At 37.9% G+C, this 15,500-nt stretch carries 20 protein-coding genes and 1 pseudogene; 13 read left to right on the top strand and 8 right to left on the bottom strand.

Annotated elements, in window-relative coordinates:
* The first annotated feature begins 260 nt into the window (after positions 1-260).
* Positions 261-692: a CBS domain-containing protein gene (locus tag NST21_RS16580; RefSeq protein ID WP_056520661.1), complete on the top strand. Its 432-nt coding sequence runs from the start codon at positions 261-263 to the stop codon at positions 690-692.
* A 40-nt stretch (positions 693-732) separates the two neighbouring features.
* On the opposite strand, the gene NST21_RS16575 is transcribed toward NST21_RS16580, so the two are convergent.
* Complete coding sequence (locus tag NST21_RS16575; RefSeq protein WP_340890275.1) at positions 733-2,709, bottom strand: S9 family peptidase; 1,977 nt, start codon at positions 2,707-2,709, stop codon at positions 733-735.
* A 191-nt stretch (positions 2,710-2,900) separates the two neighbouring features.
* Positions 2,901-3,230, bottom strand: a complete 330-nt coding sequence (locus tag NST21_RS16570) for a YckD family protein (protein WP_053346473.1) — start codon at positions 3,228-3,230, stop codon at positions 2,901-2,903.
* 298 nt (positions 3,231-3,528) lie between these two features.
* Here NST21_RS16570 and NST21_RS16565 point away from each other — a divergent pair, with 298 nt between their 5' ends.
* Positions 3,529-3,675 (top strand): lmo0937 family membrane protein, encoded by a 147-nt coding sequence (locus NST21_RS16565; RefSeq protein ID WP_116820598.1) that lies wholly within the window; start codon positions 3,529-3,531, stop codon positions 3,673-3,675.
* A 110-nt stretch (positions 3,676-3,785) separates the two neighbouring features.
* On the opposite strand, the gene NST21_RS16560 is transcribed toward NST21_RS16565, so the two are convergent.
* Together NST21_RS16560 and NST21_RS16555 are read right to left on the bottom strand one after the other, a co-directional pair.
* Complete coding sequence (locus NST21_RS16560) at positions 3,786-4,706, bottom strand: NAD(P)/FAD-dependent oxidoreductase (RefSeq protein ID WP_340890273.1); 921 nt, start codon at positions 4,704-4,706, stop codon at positions 3,786-3,788.
* A 145-nt stretch (positions 4,707-4,851) separates the two neighbouring features.
* A complete protein-coding gene (locus tag NST21_RS16555; protein WP_053346472.1) occupies positions 4,852-5,175 on the bottom strand; it encodes a winged helix-turn-helix transcriptional regulator in 324 nt (107 codons plus the stop codon).
* A 274-nt stretch (positions 5,176-5,449) separates the two neighbouring features.
* Here NST21_RS16555 and NST21_RS16550 point away from each other — a divergent pair, with 274 nt between their 5' ends.
* The 3 genes from NST21_RS16550 (at position 5,450) to NST21_RS16540 (ending at position 8,146) form a co-directional block, all read left to right on the top strand.
* Positions 5,450-6,529, top strand: coding sequence for a nitric oxide synthase oxygenase (locus NST21_RS16550; RefSeq protein WP_340890270.1), 1,080 nt, complete (start codon positions 5,450-5,452; stop codon positions 6,527-6,529).
* 59 nt (positions 6,530-6,588) lie between these two features.
* Entirely contained in the window at positions 6,589-6,861 is a 273-nt protein-coding gene (locus NST21_RS16545; protein ID WP_201185293.1) for a hypothetical protein, read from the top strand.
* Positions 6,862-7,207: 346 nt separating this feature from the next.
* Positions 7,208-8,146, top strand: a complete 939-nt coding sequence (locus tag NST21_RS16540; protein ID WP_053346469.1) for a magnesium transporter CorA family protein — start codon at positions 7,208-7,210, stop codon at positions 8,144-8,146.
* 31 nt (positions 8,147-8,177) lie between these two features.
* Here NST21_RS16540 and NST21_RS16535 read toward each other — a convergent pair whose 3' ends face one another.
* Positions 8,178-8,372: a hypothetical protein gene (locus NST21_RS16535; RefSeq protein ID WP_053346468.1), complete on the bottom strand. Its 195-nt coding sequence runs from the start codon at positions 8,370-8,372 to the stop codon at positions 8,178-8,180.
* A gap of 100 nt (positions 8,373-8,472) precedes the next feature.
* Here NST21_RS16535 and NST21_RS16530 point away from each other — a divergent pair, with 100 nt between their 5' ends.
* Positions 8,473-8,634, top strand: a complete 162-nt coding sequence (locus tag NST21_RS16530; protein ID WP_252432287.1) for a hypothetical protein — start codon at positions 8,473-8,475, stop codon at positions 8,632-8,634.
* A 36-nt stretch (positions 8,635-8,670) separates the two neighbouring features.
* Here the strand turns inward: NST21_RS16530 and NST21_RS16525 are convergent, their stop codons facing one another.
* Positions 8,671-8,805, bottom strand: a complete 135-nt coding sequence (locus tag NST21_RS16525; protein WP_098176396.1) for a YuzL family protein — start codon at positions 8,803-8,805, stop codon at positions 8,671-8,673.
* A gap of 98 nt (positions 8,806-8,903) precedes the next feature.
* Here NST21_RS16525 and NST21_RS16520 point away from each other — a divergent pair, with 98 nt between their 5' ends.
* Positions 8,904-9,155, top strand: a complete 252-nt coding sequence (locus NST21_RS16520; RefSeq protein ID WP_056520657.1) for a YkuS family protein — start codon at positions 8,904-8,906, stop codon at positions 9,153-9,155.
* Between the two features lie 45 nt (positions 9,156-9,200).
* Here NST21_RS16520 and NST21_RS16515 read toward each other — a convergent pair whose 3' ends face one another.
* Positions 9,201-9,653, bottom strand: coding sequence for an OsmC family protein (locus NST21_RS16515; protein WP_057219033.1), 453 nt, complete (start codon positions 9,651-9,653; stop codon positions 9,201-9,203).
* A gap of 249 nt (positions 9,654-9,902) precedes the next feature.
* On the opposite strand from NST21_RS16515, the gene NST21_RS16510 reads away from it, so the two are divergent.
* From NST21_RS16510 to NST21_RS16500, 3 genes are read left to right on the top strand one after another with little or no spacing between them, the layout of a single operon-like run.
* A complete protein-coding gene (locus NST21_RS16510; protein WP_056520653.1) occupies positions 9,903-10,682 on the top strand; it encodes an SDR family oxidoreductase in 780 nt (259 codons plus the stop codon).
* Between the two features lie 24 nt (positions 10,683-10,706).
* Positions 10,707-11,237 carry a hypothetical protein gene (locus NST21_RS16505; RefSeq protein WP_340890259.1) on the top strand — a complete coding sequence of 177 codons (531 nt, stop codon included), beginning with the start codon at positions 10,707-10,709 and terminating at the stop codon, positions 11,235-11,237.
* The gene (locus NST21_RS16500) at positions 11,230-12,285 is read left to right on the top strand and encodes an alpha/beta fold hydrolase (protein ID WP_340890257.1); all 1,056 of its coding nucleotides are present in this window, start codon (positions 11,230-11,232) and stop codon (positions 12,283-12,285) included. Before NST21_RS16505 ends, NST21_RS16500 begins: the two co-directional genes overlap by 8 nt.
* Before the next feature lie 177 nt (positions 12,286-12,462).
* Here NST21_RS16500 and NST21_RS16495 read toward each other — a convergent pair whose 3' ends face one another.
* Positions 12,463-12,594 carry a hypothetical protein gene (locus NST21_RS16495; protein WP_340890255.1) on the bottom strand — a complete coding sequence of 44 codons (132 nt, stop codon included), beginning with the start codon at positions 12,592-12,594 and terminating at the stop codon, positions 12,463-12,465.
* Positions 12,595-12,920: 326 nt separating this feature from the next.
* On the opposite strand from NST21_RS16495, the pseudogene NST21_RS16490 reads away from it, so the two are divergent.
* From NST21_RS16490 to NST21_RS16480, 3 genes and pseudogenes are all read left to right on the top strand, one after another.
* Positions 12,921-13,897: pseudogene (locus NST21_RS16490) on the top strand (ring-cleaving dioxygenase).
* Between the two features lie 24 nt (positions 13,898-13,921).
* Entirely contained in the window at positions 13,922-14,869 is a 948-nt protein-coding gene (locus tag NST21_RS16485) for a ring-cleaving dioxygenase (RefSeq protein WP_340890251.1), read from the top strand.
* A gap of 5 nt (positions 14,870-14,874) precedes the next feature.
* Entirely contained in the window at positions 14,875-15,489 is a 615-nt protein-coding gene (locus NST21_RS16480; protein WP_180320475.1) for an alpha/beta hydrolase, read from the top strand.
* Positions 15,490-15,500 lie beyond the last annotated feature (11 nt).

Genomic DNA, 15,500 nt, shown 5'->3' with positions numbered 1-15,500 from the left:
ATAAAATGGATGATTTTCATTTGAATGAAAAATTCCTTCCAATGACTTCAGTTTCTAGTGAGAAGTTAAAATTGTTAAAGATGATATATATTGTCTCCCGATACAAATTGTTAATATTATTTTTGTAGGCTCCCCCAAAGATGAAAATAGCTAGACCGGATTATGGTAAGTATGTGAATTGAATGCTATTGGGTTTTTGAATAATATCTTTTAAATAGTCAACAATAATCAAGCAACTATTGCTAAATGGAGGGGTTTCTATGACTACACTAAGAGAAATTATGACAACAGACGTGGACTGTTGCACTGTGGAAGATAATATATATGAAGCAGCAGTCAAAATGAAGGATGATGATGTTGGAGTCATTCCTGTATTGGAGAATAACCATTTAATTGGTGTCATTACAGACAGGGATATCGTTATCCGCTGTGTTGCCGAGAAAAAGCCGAATTCAACGAGAATAACCGATGTTATTTCCACGGATCTTGTAACAGGCACCCCTGATATGTCCGTAGAAGAAGCAGAGGATTTAATGGGGAATGAACAAATCAGAAGGCTCCCTATAATTGAAAATGACAAGCTGGTCGGAGTTGTGGCATTAGGTGATCTTGCTGTACACCATCAGACAAATTCAATTGCGGGAAATGCTTTAAGTTCAATTTCCGAGGACAGAGATCAAATTCAACACTAAAAACAAAACTCTGTTAGCTTTTGCTAACAGAGTTTTGTTTTTAAAAATATTTATTGAACCATCCTTTGATTTCTTCAACATGTTGAAGACGCATCTTTGGAGAACCGCTTCGCGATACTTCATGGGTTTCTCCTGGAAAGGAAACGAGTTGAGCTTCTTTCTTTTGTCGTTTTAAAGCAACAAAAAATTGTTCACTCTGTTCAATTGGGCATCGATAATCCTTTTCGCCATGCAGTAAAAGTAAAGGGGTATTCACATTAGAGACATACTTTAAGGGCGAGTGTTGCCACAATTTATCCGCCGAGTTAAAAATATCACCCTCAATTTCCCACTCCGTAAAATAATAGCCAATGTCGCTTACGCCATAAAAGCTTAGCCAATTACTGATACAGCGCTGAGTCACAGCTGCCTTGAAACGGTTCGTATGACCGACAATCCAGTTTGTCATGAACCCTCCGTAACTGCCGCCGGATACTCCTAATTTTTCATGGTCTATAAAATCATAGGTCGCTAGAGTATAGTCTACAGCGGCCATTAAGTCCTTATAGTCCATTCCTCCATAATCTCCTCGACATGCATTAACAAAGTCCTGACCGTATCCCACACTCCCACGTGGGTTGGTGAATAAGACAGTATAACCTTCATTAGCCAAGGTCTGGAATTCGTGAACGTAACTATTAGAATACATCATATGTGGTCCGCCATGGATTTCTAAAATGAGTGGATATTTTTGGTTGTCTTTAAATTCGGTCGGTCTCATAATCCAGCCGTGGATGGTAAGCCCATCAACAGATGGAAAAGAAATAGGTTCAGGTTGTGATAAATATTTATGCTGTAAAAATTCATCATTCACAAAACTGATTTGTGCTTTTTCTCCATTCGTAAGGTTATAAACAAAAAGGTCACCGGGATGAACAGGTGTACTGATGGCGACAATGGCACGGTGACTTTCAGGATCTATGGTTAGACCGTATATATGCTGTGGGTCAAGGATTGATGGATACATGGCTCCTTCAATCGATCCATAATAAACTCCGGTATTTCCGTAATCGCTTATTAAAAAATAAAAGCCTTGGCTATCGTTTGTCCATAAAATTCCTGGGTCTACTGCCCCGATTTGGAAATCGCCGATTGCAGAATCTCCTATTTGAACGTCCCATCCTTCCGTCAGGCACTGTATGGTTTGATCAAACATTGAGTATAGCCAAATTTTTGAAAAGGTAGCCCCGGCAAACTCTTTGTTATGACCAATGAAGGAGAGATACTGACCATTTGGAGACCACTTCGGATCTTTAAAAAAACCAGAACTGCCCGTTATTTTCTTTGAAGATTTTGTTTCAAGATCCATGATAAAAATATCGCTGAAAAGATCGTCATCGCTTTTTTCGGCTTCTCCGCATATGTAAGCAATCTGCTTCCCGTCAGGAGACCAGGCATTTGGGCGATAATCGATGTTATTTTCTGTTAGCAAGATGGTTTCGTCTTTTTCTATATCTACTATAACAAGCTGTTGATATAGCTGATCAAAATAGCCTCTGCCATCCCATTTATACTTAAGTTGGTCATAGCGCTGAACTTCTTTGGACAGGTCCTTTTCTTCTTCCACAGTAAAAAGGGCTTCACCCTCCTTTAACCCGGTTGAAAGTAACAGCTTTGTAGAGCACGGGGACCAAATCGGATTTGTTGCTCCGTTGATAAAATGGGTTATTTGTTGAGATTCCCCGCCAACGGTAGAGATTAAATGGACTTGTTTTTTTCCTGACCGGTCTGATATAAAGGCTATATTCTTTCCATCTGGTGACCAGCATGGTGATGTATCTCGGTTTTCTCCAAATGTCCATTGCTGTGTTTCATTTGTAATCAAGCTGAACATATACAAGTTGGAAACGTATTTTTCTGTTTTTTCATCAATTCTTGTTTGAACATAAACCGCCATGCTACCATCAGGTGATAACTTTGGATCGGTCACTGATTTCAAGTGGAATAAGTCTTTTGCTGCTATTCCTATTTTGTTCATGCTTTTCACCCTTTCATGTTTCTCATAGTTATGTATTTCGCTAAAGAGAAATATAAACCCTTTAGTAAATATTTTACTCTTAAGTATTATTTATTGAGAAACGAAGGATTTGAAAAAATCCGACCTTTTTATATAGGACGGATTGATCAAGATATATGGATAAATAAATTGTTAATAGGGTGTTTCCTTGATTAATTAGACTTGTGTTGTGTATGTGGACGGTGCGGCGGAATTTGGAAATTGTGTTCTTCCATCATTTTATAATGCTTTTCAAAGTGTGAAAACATTTTATCGGCTTCTTCCTTAGAAAGTGCCCCGTACTCTACGTATTTTTCAATTAATTTCTTTTTGTCCGCTAGAATCTGCTGTTGGATTTTTGCGAGTTCTGCCTTTTGGGCATCGGTGAATTGTACGCTTTCTGGTTTATCAGATTTTTGAGTATCCATTGCTGAAGCCGGGTGATTCAAACTTAACAAGAATAGGGAACAAACGGCAAAACAAATGACTAAAAACTTTTTCATGAATAAACGTCTCCTTTGTTATTTGTCTTATTAGAGCTGTGGAACCTATTTAAAAAACTTGCTATTGTGCCTTCTAATAGGTTTCTCAGCTGCAGGAAGAATTACTTTATACCTTTTTATCTTTTACAGCATTAACAGATATATGTAATATTTTTCTGTTCATTCGCTAGATGGTTTGTAAGAGGCAGAAATGGGTAATGTAAATTTAAGGTTGAAACTTTTGCAGGAACTCATCATCACGGAAGTGAAATTTATGGAGTCAGATGATGAGTATGACTGAAAAGAAAGGAAGATTATAATGTTTTGGACGATAATTGGGGCATTAATATTAATATGGGTACTTGGTTTAGTGTTTAAAGTGGCCGCGGGCTTTATTCATATATTGCTTATCATAGCGGTCATTCTTATACTTGTGAAAGTTTTTCAAGGGAGAAGACGAGTGTAGATTTACTTGCGATTCGATGGTCATACGCAATAGCATTTATGAGTGTTCAAATACAAAGAGCGCCCTCGCATATAGGGCGCATTTTTGAGTTTTCTATAAGTTATCTTGCTTTAATCCATGTAAGGAGGTGGCTCACCCATCAGTCTTTTGTGTATCCATATTGCTGCCTGAGTCCCGTCTCCCATGGAAATGGTGACTTGTTCGGAATGGGCAACAAGGTCCCCACCGGCCCAGACACCGTTAATATTAGTTTCTTTTGTACGTGGATGGATAATGACGTGATTGCTATCATTTACCTTCACACCTAATTGCAAGGCAAGATTATTATTCAGTTTGTTACCTTTAAAAGCGGTGAATGCCTTTTCAGCTTCAATTATTTTCCCATTTACTAATTGAATCGCTGTCAACTGTTGTTTAGCATCAATAATTGCTTCTTGTACTTCTTCTTCGTATACAGGGATCTTATTTTCCTCCAGCTTTTTTCTATACTTATCATCAATTTTTGATTTTAAGTGATTTACGTAAACGATATCTTTTGACCAATATAATAGAGTAAGGGCCATACCTGCACCCACATTTCCCCCGCCGAGAACCACCGTTTGCTTATTCATTATTTCATAACCATCACAGTCGGGGCAAATATAGGTGGATGTTCCAAGAGTGGGATAGAGGTTATTAATCGGAGGGATGTTATCGGTAATGCCTGTTCCGAGAAAAATTGTTTTTGCTTGGTATTCCAGGCTATTCGCTGTACGAATGAAAAACTTGTCCTGTCTTTTTTCCAGCAATGTCACAGAATCATTAAAGAATTCGACACCGAATTTTTCTGCGTGCTGTCTGCCAAGACTTCTTAATTGGCTGCCGCTCACTCCGTCTGGCCATCCAAGTATATTATGGTAAGCCTTAGCTATTGTAGAACGGCCGTGTGCAGAATCAATTACGATAATATCATGTTTATATCTACCGAGCTGAATGGCTGCCTGGATACCGGCGATTCCCCCGCCAATAATAATGCAGTCTGCTTGCTTCATAAATTCACCGCCCATAATTTTAGGAATATACCTAGTTTTATTCTTTCTGTAAAAAATATACCACCAGACATAGATCGGTAAACTATTGGAAGACATAAAAAGAGGATGATCGCCATTTGCGACCTTCCTCTTTTTCTTGCATATGCTATTGATTCTGTATTGGTTCGAGCCATTCTTGTGCCCAGTGTTGAATTTCAGTCATTACGGGCGCAAGAGCTTTGCCTTTTTCTGTTAAAGAATATTCAATCCTGACAGGTGTCTCTGGATAAACGTCTCTTTTTACAATACCTTCAAATTCCAAGTCCTTTAAACGTTCAGAAAGAATCCTGCCACTGATTGGGAAGGCAGATTCAATATTACAAAACCGTTGAGGGCCAGTAAGCAATTGATTGACAATCAATCCAGTCCAACGTTTACTCAAGATTTGCATGCCTTTTTCAAATCGCGGACAAAGTGTCGTATTATTCATCATATCACCCCATTATTATATATTATAATGCATTTACCTCTTCTGTAACAACTTTACCGAATATTATTTAGTTACTAGAGACGTTTTAGTATAAAAAATATATTAGCTTACTTAAGGTATAATATAAGGTGTTAGAAAATATTTTCGCCTCGAAAATGCCACATTTTAAAAGAAATGATCATTCAAATAGAAGTTCCTTTAGAGATAAAATGAGAAATATGGTACTTTATTAGTGAACTAAAAGTTTGTGTAAATGGAAGGATTCGTGGGATAGATGAGTGATTTACTGCAAGAGGCCGTATCCTTTATCAGGAAATGCTATTCAGAATTAGTAAAAACAGAAGAAGAAACGAATAGTAGAATTGAACATATTAAAAAGGAAATTATAGATACAGGTAGATATGAACATACATTAGAAGAATTAGAACATGGTGCTAAATTAGCATGGCGTAATAGCAATCGTTGCATTGGTCGCTTTTTTTGGGAGTCGTTGAGAGTGATTGATAAAAGGATGCTTCAAAGCGAAGAAGATATTTTATCCGCTCTTTTTGAACATATTGGTTACGCTACGAATAATGGAAACATCAGACCTGTGATTACGATTTTCAAACAAAAAGATGATGAAAAAAAGGTGGATATTTGGAATCACCAGCTTATCCGCTACGCAGGGTATGAAACAGAACATGGTGTTATTGGAGATCCAAGTTCAGTAGAATTTACGAAGCAATGCCAAGCATTAGGGTGGGAAGGGAAATTTGGATCTTTCGATGTTTTACCACTTGTAGTCCAGTTGGACGGAAAAGAACCGAAACTTTATGAAATTCCTAAAGAGCTAGTTAAAGAAGTTCCAATTAGCCATCCTGAATTTTCCTGGTTCACAGATCTTGAGATTAAATGGTATGCAGTTCCAATCATTTCAGGCATGAGACTTGAAATCGGCGGTATTACATATACTGCTGCACCATTTAATGGCTGGTATATGGGGACGGAGATTGGTGCGAGAAACCTTGCAGATGAGGATCGCTACAATATGCTTCCCAAAATAGGCGAGAAGATGGGTTTGAATATTAAACGAGAATCTAATCTATGGAAAGATCGAGCATTGATTGAATTAAATGAAGCGGTCCTTTATTCCTTTAAAAAATATGGCGTTAGCATTGTGGATCACCATACAGCCGCTAAACAGTTCAAGAAATTTGAGGAAAGAGAATCCTCTTGTAACCGAAAAGTAACGGGGGATTGGACATGGTTAATTCCCCCAGTCTCACCAGCTACGACACACGTTTTTCATAAACCGTATAACAATGAAATAATGAAGCCGAATTTCTTTTATCAAAAGCCTCCATATAATTAGAGGTTTACGTTAACTTACATTGGGTATATTTATATTAATCCAACGTAAGGAGGAAGGTAATGATGGCATTAGGAAGAAACGTAGTATTGCTAGGAGTCGGAGTTGCCGGAGTCTCGTTTTTATCAACAAAAACGAACAGAGGAAAAGTGAAGGATATATGGTCCAATGCAAAAGATAAGACTATGAGCTTATGGCAAAAAAAACATTCAGATTTGGATCCTTTAATTGAAAAGGCAGGTCACCCGGATCCATATGATCATGAAGATAATAAAATGGTTGACGAAGGCGCTATGTACAGTGTGAACTACTATAATAATGCGAAGCATGGATAATTAAGTGAAGAATCGCTTGGGGATGTCCCCAAGCGATTTTTTTATGATATTATTCTTTGGCATATTTATAAAATTTCTTGCTTCTCAAAATAAACAATCGGAAAATTCCGAATTTATATTAGGTAGTTTCAAGGTGGGAAATTCGTTATTGTGCTTTATTAGAATAAGGATTAAGATAAAAGAATCGAAAGGAAGTGGATACAAGTGAGCAGCAGTTCTTATGATCCTGAACCCAGAAAGCAAGAGGAAGCCAATATGATGCTAGACGTCGAGACTGTTATTCTTCCTGAGTATCTGCTCGAAGAAGGTAAATAGTGCTTTCTCTATAGAAGAGGAGGTCAACTAAATGATTGAAATCTACAAGACGAATGAAAACCGTATTCTGAATAAAACCGGGGAAATGACAAAAGGTTCTTGGGTGAACATTGTTGCACCGACAGAAGCCGAAATTGAATATATATGTACGACTTTGCAATTACCGATTAATTTCATGAAAGATCCGCTAGATGATGAGGAACGGCCACGAATAGAAAAAGAAGATGATAATGTGTTAATTATCGTCGATTTTCCTTATTTGACTCAGGACGAAGCGAACCTGCCCATTTTTGAAACGATTCCCATTGGAATGATCTTTACCAAAGACTGTTTTATTACGATATCTTTAAAAGAGACTCCTATATTAACAAACTTTAAAAACAATAAAATCAAAGGGTTTTTTACAAATAAGAAGACAAGGTTTGCCTTGCAATTATTATTTGAAATTTCATCGTATTATTTACGTTATCTAAAACAAATTAACAAGATGACTAATGAAGCGGAACGTGAATTGCACCAGTCAATGAAAAACAAAGAACTATATACATTCTTAGCATTAGAAAAAAGCCTGGTTTATTTCACGACATCATTGAAATCCAATAGGGTTGTTCTTGATAAAATTCTCCGATTTAATTATTTGAAAATGTATGAGGAAGATAAAGAATTACTAGAGGACGTAATTATCGAAAATGCACAAGCTATTGAAATGGCTGAAGTGTATTTATCGATTCTTAGCGGGATGATGGATGCATTCGCTTCAATTATATCCAATAATGTTAATAATGCTATGAAGTTTCTAACATCAGTTACGATTATATTAACGCTTCCAACCATGGTGGCAAGTTTTTACGGAATGAATGTAGAACTCCCGTTTGAACATAGTTCGTTTGCATTTATCTTTACTTTATTAATTGCTATTACTTTAGCGGGTACAACAGCATTTATTTTTTGGAAAAAGAAATATTTTTAAGATTAACCGGCTTACAAGTAAGCCGGTTTTGTTATGATTCCTCAAAATACTCATTAAAGCCTTCACTGCTTATTCTATCGGTATAGGGGTTCTTATCCGTTACATTCTTTGTATCTAAATTTGTTTTAATGACTAGTCTGGGGCTTTGTGATGGCTGCGCAATGATACGGTCATTTAAATCCTTAAAATCTGGTAACTCCTTATTGCCGGGATTGTTTGGTTCCAAAAAAATCACCTCCACTTGTATCTTTGCAAAAAATGATGCAATGTATTCATGAATATGCTCGTTGATGGAAATCATAAAAGAACAAGAGGAGGAGATTATGATGACAACATGGAATGAGCAGGCAGCTCCTGATAATAATTTAAAGGCAACTGATTTAAAACCAGAAAGGGCTGTAAAAGCAAAATCGAAAACAGTCACCATTGATGAAGATCAATTGAATGATGTGAAAATTCAACAGGAAATCATGAAACAGAATATATAATAACAAAAGGGGCCTAGTTTTAGGCCCCTTTTGTTATTATGAACGTTTCTGCTTTTTTTGTGATGAGGATTGGGTAAAGGAACCAGTTTCTTTCGTTGTTGTACCTTGTCCCTCTATTTGTGAAGAACCTAAACGAGTTTGCGATGCGTCTTTTTTATTTTTTCCATTCATATTTATCACCTCGACATTACTTTTCCTATTTCCTTTGCATCCTATACATATATTGAAGGTAAAAAGGACAGCTTAGCAAGTAGAGGAGGTGTGTGTTGATGTCAAAAATCGGTGTTGAAGAATCATTAACGAATATTCAGGAAGCACTTCGTGAAAAAGGTTTTGATGTTGTGGAGATTAAACAAGAAGCTGACGCAAAAAACTTGGATTGTTGTGTGGTAACAGGTTTGGAAACTAATGTGATGGGAATAATCGATACTTCATCTAAAGCTTCTATCATAGAGGCAAATGGTTTATCGGCTGATGAAGTGTGCCGCGAGGTTGAAAATAAAATTAACTCTATTCAATAGTACAAAAAGTGCCTAACCCTCTATAGGGTTAGGCACTTCTTCTGTTCAGGGCTGAGCTATGGAAATAGTAGCGTTTAATTCAACTTCTACATTGCCTTTGATGGCTCGGGAAATCATACAACTTGATTCCGCTTTTACTGCAAGTTTCCGTGCTTTTTCTGCCTCCTTTTCCGATGTAAAGGATGCTAATACGAGAGTTGGCCGATGAATGATTTTCTTGTATGTGAATACACCATTCGTAACATCAACTAAGGCTTCTGATTGCATTGTCAAACTGACCTTTTCAATTTTACTTCGCTCTAACATGGCAGCAAAGGTAATTATATAGCAGGTCGAAGCTGCTCCTAGAAGCATTTCATCTGGATTGGTTCCAATCCCAGGCCCTTCCATTTCGGTTGGCACGCTTATTTGGGTCTGAAGATTCCCCGATTGAATCGTGCCGATATCATTTCTTCCGCCAGGCCATTCCGCGCTTAAATGAAAGTGATGCATCGTCATATCTATAACCTCCTTAATATTCTTTTAGTGTAAACGAATAAACAGGCTATGTATTCGATTTTGCTCGTAAATCATGATGAAATCTCATATGATATTGAATTCTTAAGAAAAGCGAAAATTAGTAAGGCTAGTGAAACAAAAAGGCAGAGGCATTAGGCTATTTTAAGCACCATAATGGATAGGCTTTTCTATAATAATATAAATCGCTTTATAAAAAGATAGATATTTCATAACGGAAGGGCTGAAAAGTTGACAACATTAAGTAATCTGTTCGATTTAACGAATAAAACGGCTATTATTACCGGAGGCGGCAGAGGGCTAGGCAAACAGATAGCTTTGGCGCTGGCAGAGGCAGGAGCTAATATTGTTATTGCCTCACGCAATCTTTCTGCATGTAAAGAGGTCTGTGACCACTTACAATCAATAGGAATTAAAGCGATCGCCTTTGAATGTGATATTACCAATAAGAGTGACATCGAACATGTTGTAAAAGAAACTGTTTCTCAATTCGGTGCCATTGATATTCTTGTCAATAATAGCGGTACATCTTGGTCAGGCCCGCTATTGGATGTTCCTGAGGATAAATGGGAGAAAGTGTTGAAGGTAAATGTTACGGGTACGTTCTTGTTTTCGCAGGCTGTAGCAAAGGTCATGTTACAGCAAAAGTCCGGCAAAATCATTAATATTGCATCTGTGTCGGGTCTTGGCGGTTCGATACCTGAAGTATTGGATACCATTGCTTATAACACAAGTAAGGGCGCTGTGATAACAATGACTAAGGATCTAGGGGTTAAACTTGCTAGACACGGGATTCAAGTCAATGCGATAGCACCAGGCTTTTTCCCGACTAAAATCACAAAAAAAATCCTTGAAGAATCCAACTTTGACATCGTAGGTCAAACTCCGGCTGGCCGGTATGGTAATGAAGAGGATTTAAAAGGAGCCGCCGTTTTTTTAGCCTCGAAAGCGTCCGATTATTTGGTTGGACATGTTTTAATTGTTGACGGAGGTATAGCAGCATTAGCATAATCGGAGAAGAGAGGAACGATATATATGACAGAAAAAAAATCAGATTTATATAAAGAGCTAAAAGTGTTCGGCAAACAAAAAGAGCAACAGTTGAATAGTAAAATTCAGGAGTTAATAAATAATAGGGAGTTAATAGAATCAGTTAGTAGAAGTTCACAAATGCAGGTTCCAGAGATAATAAAGATGCAGGAGGCCTCAGAAAGAAGGTCCATTATCATGAATTATCCCACAAAAAAAGATGTAGCCAATATTGCGAAATTAGTCCTCCAGCTCGAAGAAAAAATTGACAAATTAGAAGAGCTACTTTCCACTGTAATTCCAGAAAGAAATGGGTTTCTTAGAAGTCAACCTTCTTTGAGTGATTTAGGGGTCGTTTATTCATTAGGTAGTAAAAAAATGAAATCAAGAGAGGAATCTAACAAAAAGGAAGGTAGTAAAAAAATGAAATCAAGAGGGGAATCTAACAAAAAGGAAGAGAATAAAAAAAGGATTTTAGATTTAATAAACCAATTACAAGATTTAAAATTTGTTGGACAGAGGAATAGAAATGTCTAAACGGAAGGTGCCAAAAAATCAACCTAATTCGATATCTAAATGGAAACATTTTTCGGATATTCCCAATCAGCCTATGCCGGAAATGGGATTAACACCAAAAATTCCGGTGTGGAAAAAAAATAAATCTACACTTTGGTATTATCCGGCGGTAAAAAAAAGATATAACGTGCCGGTTTTTCTAATTTATTCACTCATCAATACCCCGTTAATTCTCGATTTAGCTCCAGGTAATAGTTTAATAGAAGCTTTTGTAAATGAAGGGTTTGAAGTGTATTTGCTTGATTTTGGAAGTCCAGGCTATGAAGATGGTGACATCTCGATTGATGATTATATCGTCGATTACATTCAAAAAGGAGTCCAGCGCGCATTACGACACTCCGGAGCGTCAGAGATAACTGTAATGGGTTTTTGTCTTGGCGGTACAATAGCTGCTATGTATGCGGCTATTGCAGACGAGCCTGTTAAGAATTTAATTCTCTCCGTTACACCTATAGATTTTAGTGCCTCCCAATCTTTTGATCAATGGCAAGCTGCAATAAAAGATGGTACCGCAGATTTTGACGAGACGATTGACATTTTTAAAACGATCCCAGCTAGTGAGGTTAAATATGGAATCCGCTTGATCACATCACCTATCTATATATCACCCTATCTGTCTTTATTAAATCAAGCTGATGATGAAGAATATGTTCAACATTGGCGTCGATTCAATGCGTGGACAAATGGACACGTGCCTTTAGCTGGAGCGACTGCAAAACAGATAGGTGAAGATCTTGTGATAAACAATCGTTTGGTTAAGGGGAGTTTAAGAATCAGAGGAAAAAAAGCTATGCTATCCAATATTGACGCTAGTGTATTAGTATCAGCAAATGAAAATGACCGTCTGGTACCGCAGGAAATGATTAATCCGGTTATGAAGCATTTGACTTGTAAGGATAAGACATACATTCTCCTACCAAGTGGACATGCTTCCAAGGAGTATGTGAGTGGACTCCCACTTTACCTTAAGGAATGGCTTCCGAAGCGATCTTCTCCAATAAATAATTAACAGTTTTTGAAGGGAGATGTATGACGTACGTGGTAAATGAATATGAAAATTTTAAAATTATGCCAATTATAGGTTATTTAGGGTTTGCGCCCGTAGTATTCACAAGATTTTTTGGAACTATTCCAGATTATATCGGTTGAAAATAGTAGGGCTGGCTCGGAAGTTGAGCCAGCCCTACTACGTTATGGGATATTTTACTCGATCTTCAAGTGGGGAGAATGTTTTATCACCTGGGTCGGCAGTGGGTTTTCCAAATGGCATCGGTGCAATCAGCTTCCAATTCTGATGAATGTTCAATGTCTTGCTCACTTCGCCACCAATTGCTCTTGAAGACCTTTAATAAAAGCATGATAATCAACAAATAAAACCGTACCATATCCATTTTCATTTTCTCTACTGATTGTCCGAAATTTTTTTAAAAATAAGTAGAAATAAATGGTCGTATTTTTTTCATAGTATTTTCTATAAGTGAAAGGCAAGAATGGTTGACAAAAATATCACTCTAGTTTATCTTTGAATCAAGATATTTGGATTAAAAGCATTATTCTTTGTGCTGATACCTCGAAGTCGAGATATTAATCACAGGTTAATTTATCTCTCTTAAGGGGAGATATATATAGAAAGGAGTGGTACAGATGGAATTAAAAGGATTACATCACGTTTCGGCGATTACGGCTAGAGCGGGTGAGAATTTTGAATTCTACACGAAAACGTTAGGGTTGCGATTAATCAAAAAAACGGTGAATCAGGATGATATTCGTGTGTATCACTTATTTTACGGAGACGAGGCAGGTTCTCCGGGGACAGAACTAACGTTTTTTGAAATTCCTCAGGCTGCCCGTACACATGAGGGGAACAATAGTGTTTCAGAAATTGCTTTAAGAGTGAAAGATAATAAAGCGCTGGATTATTGGAAAAAACGGTTTGTAGAATATAATGTTGAGCACGACGAAGTAACGACTCGTTTTCAACGACAGGACTTGCATTTAAAGATCCAGAAGGGCAGAGACTACTACTAGTTTCCGATCAGGATAATAAAGGCGTTCACGGAGGAGTGCCATGGGATAAGAGCCCGGTACCTAAGGCATTTTCTATCCTTGGATTAGGACCAGTTAAGCTTACAGTTCCTAATATTGAACCGACTGAAAGAGTACTTACTGAGGTGTTGGGGTACAGGAAATCAGGCGCATATTCATCATCTATAAGGGGTCAAAGCAAGATTATCGTTTATGAGACAGGCAAAGGTGGAACTGGTGCAGAAATTCATATTGAAGAGCGGAATGACTTGCCGCGTGAACGACTAGGAAGGGGAGGCGTACATCATGTTGCCTTTCGTGTCGATAACGAAGAAGAACTGAGAAAATGGATAGAAAAATTAAATGAATCAAGTTTAATAAACTCTGGGTTTATTGACCGTTTTTACTTTCGTTCCCTCTATTTTAGGGAACCAAATGGTATATTGTTTGAACTAGCAACAGACGGACCTGGTTTTGCAACGGATGAAGAAGAGCAACACCTAGGAGAGTCTTTGGCCGAGCCACCCTTTTTAGAATCAAAAAGAGCGGATATAGAGGCGAATTTAAAACCACTAAATACAAAATCTACATTTTAATTGAATTGAAAGGTGGTTAACACCATGCGAAAGCAGACAAAAGGAATTCATCATATAACCGCCATAGTTGGTAATCCGCAAGAGAATGTGGATTTCTATGCAGGGGTATTGGGAATGCGAATGGTGAAAAAAACTGTGAATTTTGATGATCCAGGTACCTATCATTTATATTTCGGAGATGAATCAGGTTCACCTGGCTCCATCATCACTTTCTTTCCGTGGCCTGATGCATACCAAGGAAGAATTGGTTCTGGACAAGTAGGGATTACGACATATGTCGTTCCAGAAGGATCTATTGAATTCTGGGAACTACGTTTATCCAAATTTAATATTGAATTCGAGAAAGCCACCCGTTTCGGAGAGGAATATCTCGAATTTAACGATCCTCATGGTCTGCACCTTGAACTTGTCGCTCGTAAAGAGGGTAAAAATAGCGAGTGGTCATTTGGCGGTGTGCCTGCTGATAAGGCGGTCAAAGGGTTCGGTGGCGCGGTATTATTGACGGCAAAACCGGACAAAACGATGAAACTATTAGAAGAAGTGATGGGATTGAAGAGAATTGCAGAAGAAGGGGACTTTATTCGCTTCAAATCCAATTCAGACATCGGGAATTTGATTGATATCAAAAAAACTATTATGCCAATTGGGAAAATGGGAGTAGGGACAGTACATCATCTCGCATGGCGTGCGAATGATTTTGATGATCATAAGGATTGGAGAGAGCATATCGGAAGCTTTGGCTATGGAGTGACACCTTTTACGGACCGTCAATATTTCGATGCCATTTATTTCCGTGAAGAAGGTGGCATTCTTTTTGAAGTTGCCACAGATCCACCCGGATTTGCTCACGATGAATCGAAGGAAACAATGGGAAGTAAATTAATGCTGCCACCATGGTTGGAAGAAAAGCGAGAAATTATGGAAAAAACGTTACTTCCGGCTGTACCAAGGGTTCTTGAGGAGGATATATAATGTTAATGAAACATATTTTTGAAAAAGGAAGTAATCCAGGAGCTCCGTTACTTTTGCTTTTGCATGGTACAGGGGGAACGGAAACAGACCTTTTACCATTAGTAGAAATGGTTTCACCAGGTTCATCCGTATTGAGTGTGCGCGGAAATGTTCTTGAAAACGGTATGCCCCGTTTTTTTCGAAGGTTGGCTGAGGGTATTTTTGATGAAGAGGATTTGATTTTTCGTACAAAAGAGCTTAATGACTTCTTGGATATAGCAGCCGGAAAGTACGATTTTGACCGTGAGAATGTGGTAGCATTAGGTTATTCTAATGGTGCGAATATCGCTGCAAGTTTGATGTTTCATTTTGAAGGGGCATTAAAAGGGGCGATTCTTCACCATCCAATGGTTCCTAGACGAGGGATGACTTTGCCGTCACTTTCCGATGTACCTATCTTTATTGCCGCTGGGAAAAACGATCCAATTTGCCCGGCTCAAGAAACGGGTGAACTTTCACAACTCTTACAGCAAGCAGGTGCGACAGTCGACATTCACTGGGAAAATCACGGACATCAGTTAACACGATCAGAGGTCGAAGCAGCTAGTTCATGGTTTCAAAAACATTTATTGAAAGATTGAAAGAGGGAGAG

The organism is Peribacillus sp. FSL K6-1552, assembly GCF_038005205.1.
Lineage (GTDB): Bacteria > Bacillota > Bacilli > Bacillales > DSM-1321 > Peribacillus > Peribacillus butanolivorans.
The sequence above is the reverse complement of the archived record's forward strand: the minus strand, read 5'-3'. Positions and strand labels throughout refer to the sequence as shown.

Bases quoted from the DNA above. Each gene is read 5' to 3' on its own strand.
- NST21_RS16580 (WP_056520661.1), top strand. From the start codon at position 261: ATGACTACACTAAGAGAAATTATGACAACAGACGTGGACTGTTGCACT.
- NST21_RS16575 (WP_340890275.1), bottom strand. From the start codon at position 2,709: ATGAACAAAATAGGAATAGCAGCAAAAGACTTATTCCACTTGAAATCA.
- NST21_RS16570 (WP_053346473.1), bottom strand. From the start codon at position 3,230: ATGAAAAAGTTTTTAGTCATTTGTTTTGCCGTTTGTTCCCTATTCTTG.
- NST21_RS16565 (WP_116820598.1), top strand. From the start codon at position 3,529: ATGTTTTGGACGATAATTGGGGCATTAATATTAATATGGGTACTTGGT.
- NST21_RS16560 (WP_340890273.1), bottom strand. From the start codon at position 4,706: ATGAAGCAAGCAGACTGCATTATTATTGGCGGGGGAATCGCCGGTATC.
- NST21_RS16555 (WP_053346472.1), bottom strand. From the start codon at position 5,175: ATGAATAATACGACACTTTGTCCGCGATTTGAAAAAGGCATGCAAATC.
- NST21_RS16550 (WP_340890270.1), top strand. From the start codon at position 5,450: ATGAGTGATTTACTGCAAGAGGCCGTATCCTTTATCAGGAAATGCTAT.
- NST21_RS16545 (WP_201185293.1), top strand. From the start codon at position 6,589: ATGATGGCATTAGGAAGAAACGTAGTATTGCTAGGAGTCGGAGTTGCC.
- NST21_RS16540 (WP_053346469.1), top strand. From the start codon at position 7,208: ATGATTGAAATCTACAAGACGAATGAAAACCGTATTCTGAATAAAACC.
- NST21_RS16530 (WP_252432287.1), top strand. From the start codon at position 8,473: ATGACAACATGGAATGAGCAGGCAGCTCCTGATAATAATTTAAAGGCA.
- NST21_RS16525 (WP_098176396.1), bottom strand. From the start codon at position 8,805: ATGAATGGAAAAAATAAAAAAGACGCATCGCAAACTCGTTTAGGTTCT.
- NST21_RS16520 (WP_056520657.1), top strand. From the start codon at position 8,904: ATGTCAAAAATCGGTGTTGAAGAATCATTAACGAATATTCAGGAAGCA.
- NST21_RS16515 (WP_057219033.1), bottom strand. From the start codon at position 9,653: ATGACGATGCATCACTTTCATTTAAGCGCGGAATGGCCTGGCGGAAGA.
- NST21_RS16505 (WP_340890259.1), top strand. From the start codon at position 10,707: ATGACAGAAAAAAAATCAGATTTATATAAAGAGCTAAAAGTGTTCGGC.
- NST21_RS16500 (WP_340890257.1), top strand. From the start codon at position 11,230: ATGTCTAAACGGAAGGTGCCAAAAAATCAACCTAATTCGATATCTAAA.
- NST21_RS16485 (WP_340890251.1), top strand. From the start codon at position 13,922: ATGCGAAAGCAGACAAAAGGAATTCATCATATAACCGCCATAGTTGGT.
- NST21_RS16480 (WP_180320475.1), top strand. From the start codon at position 14,875: ATGAAACATATTTTTGAAAAAGGAAGTAATCCAGGAGCTCCGTTACTT.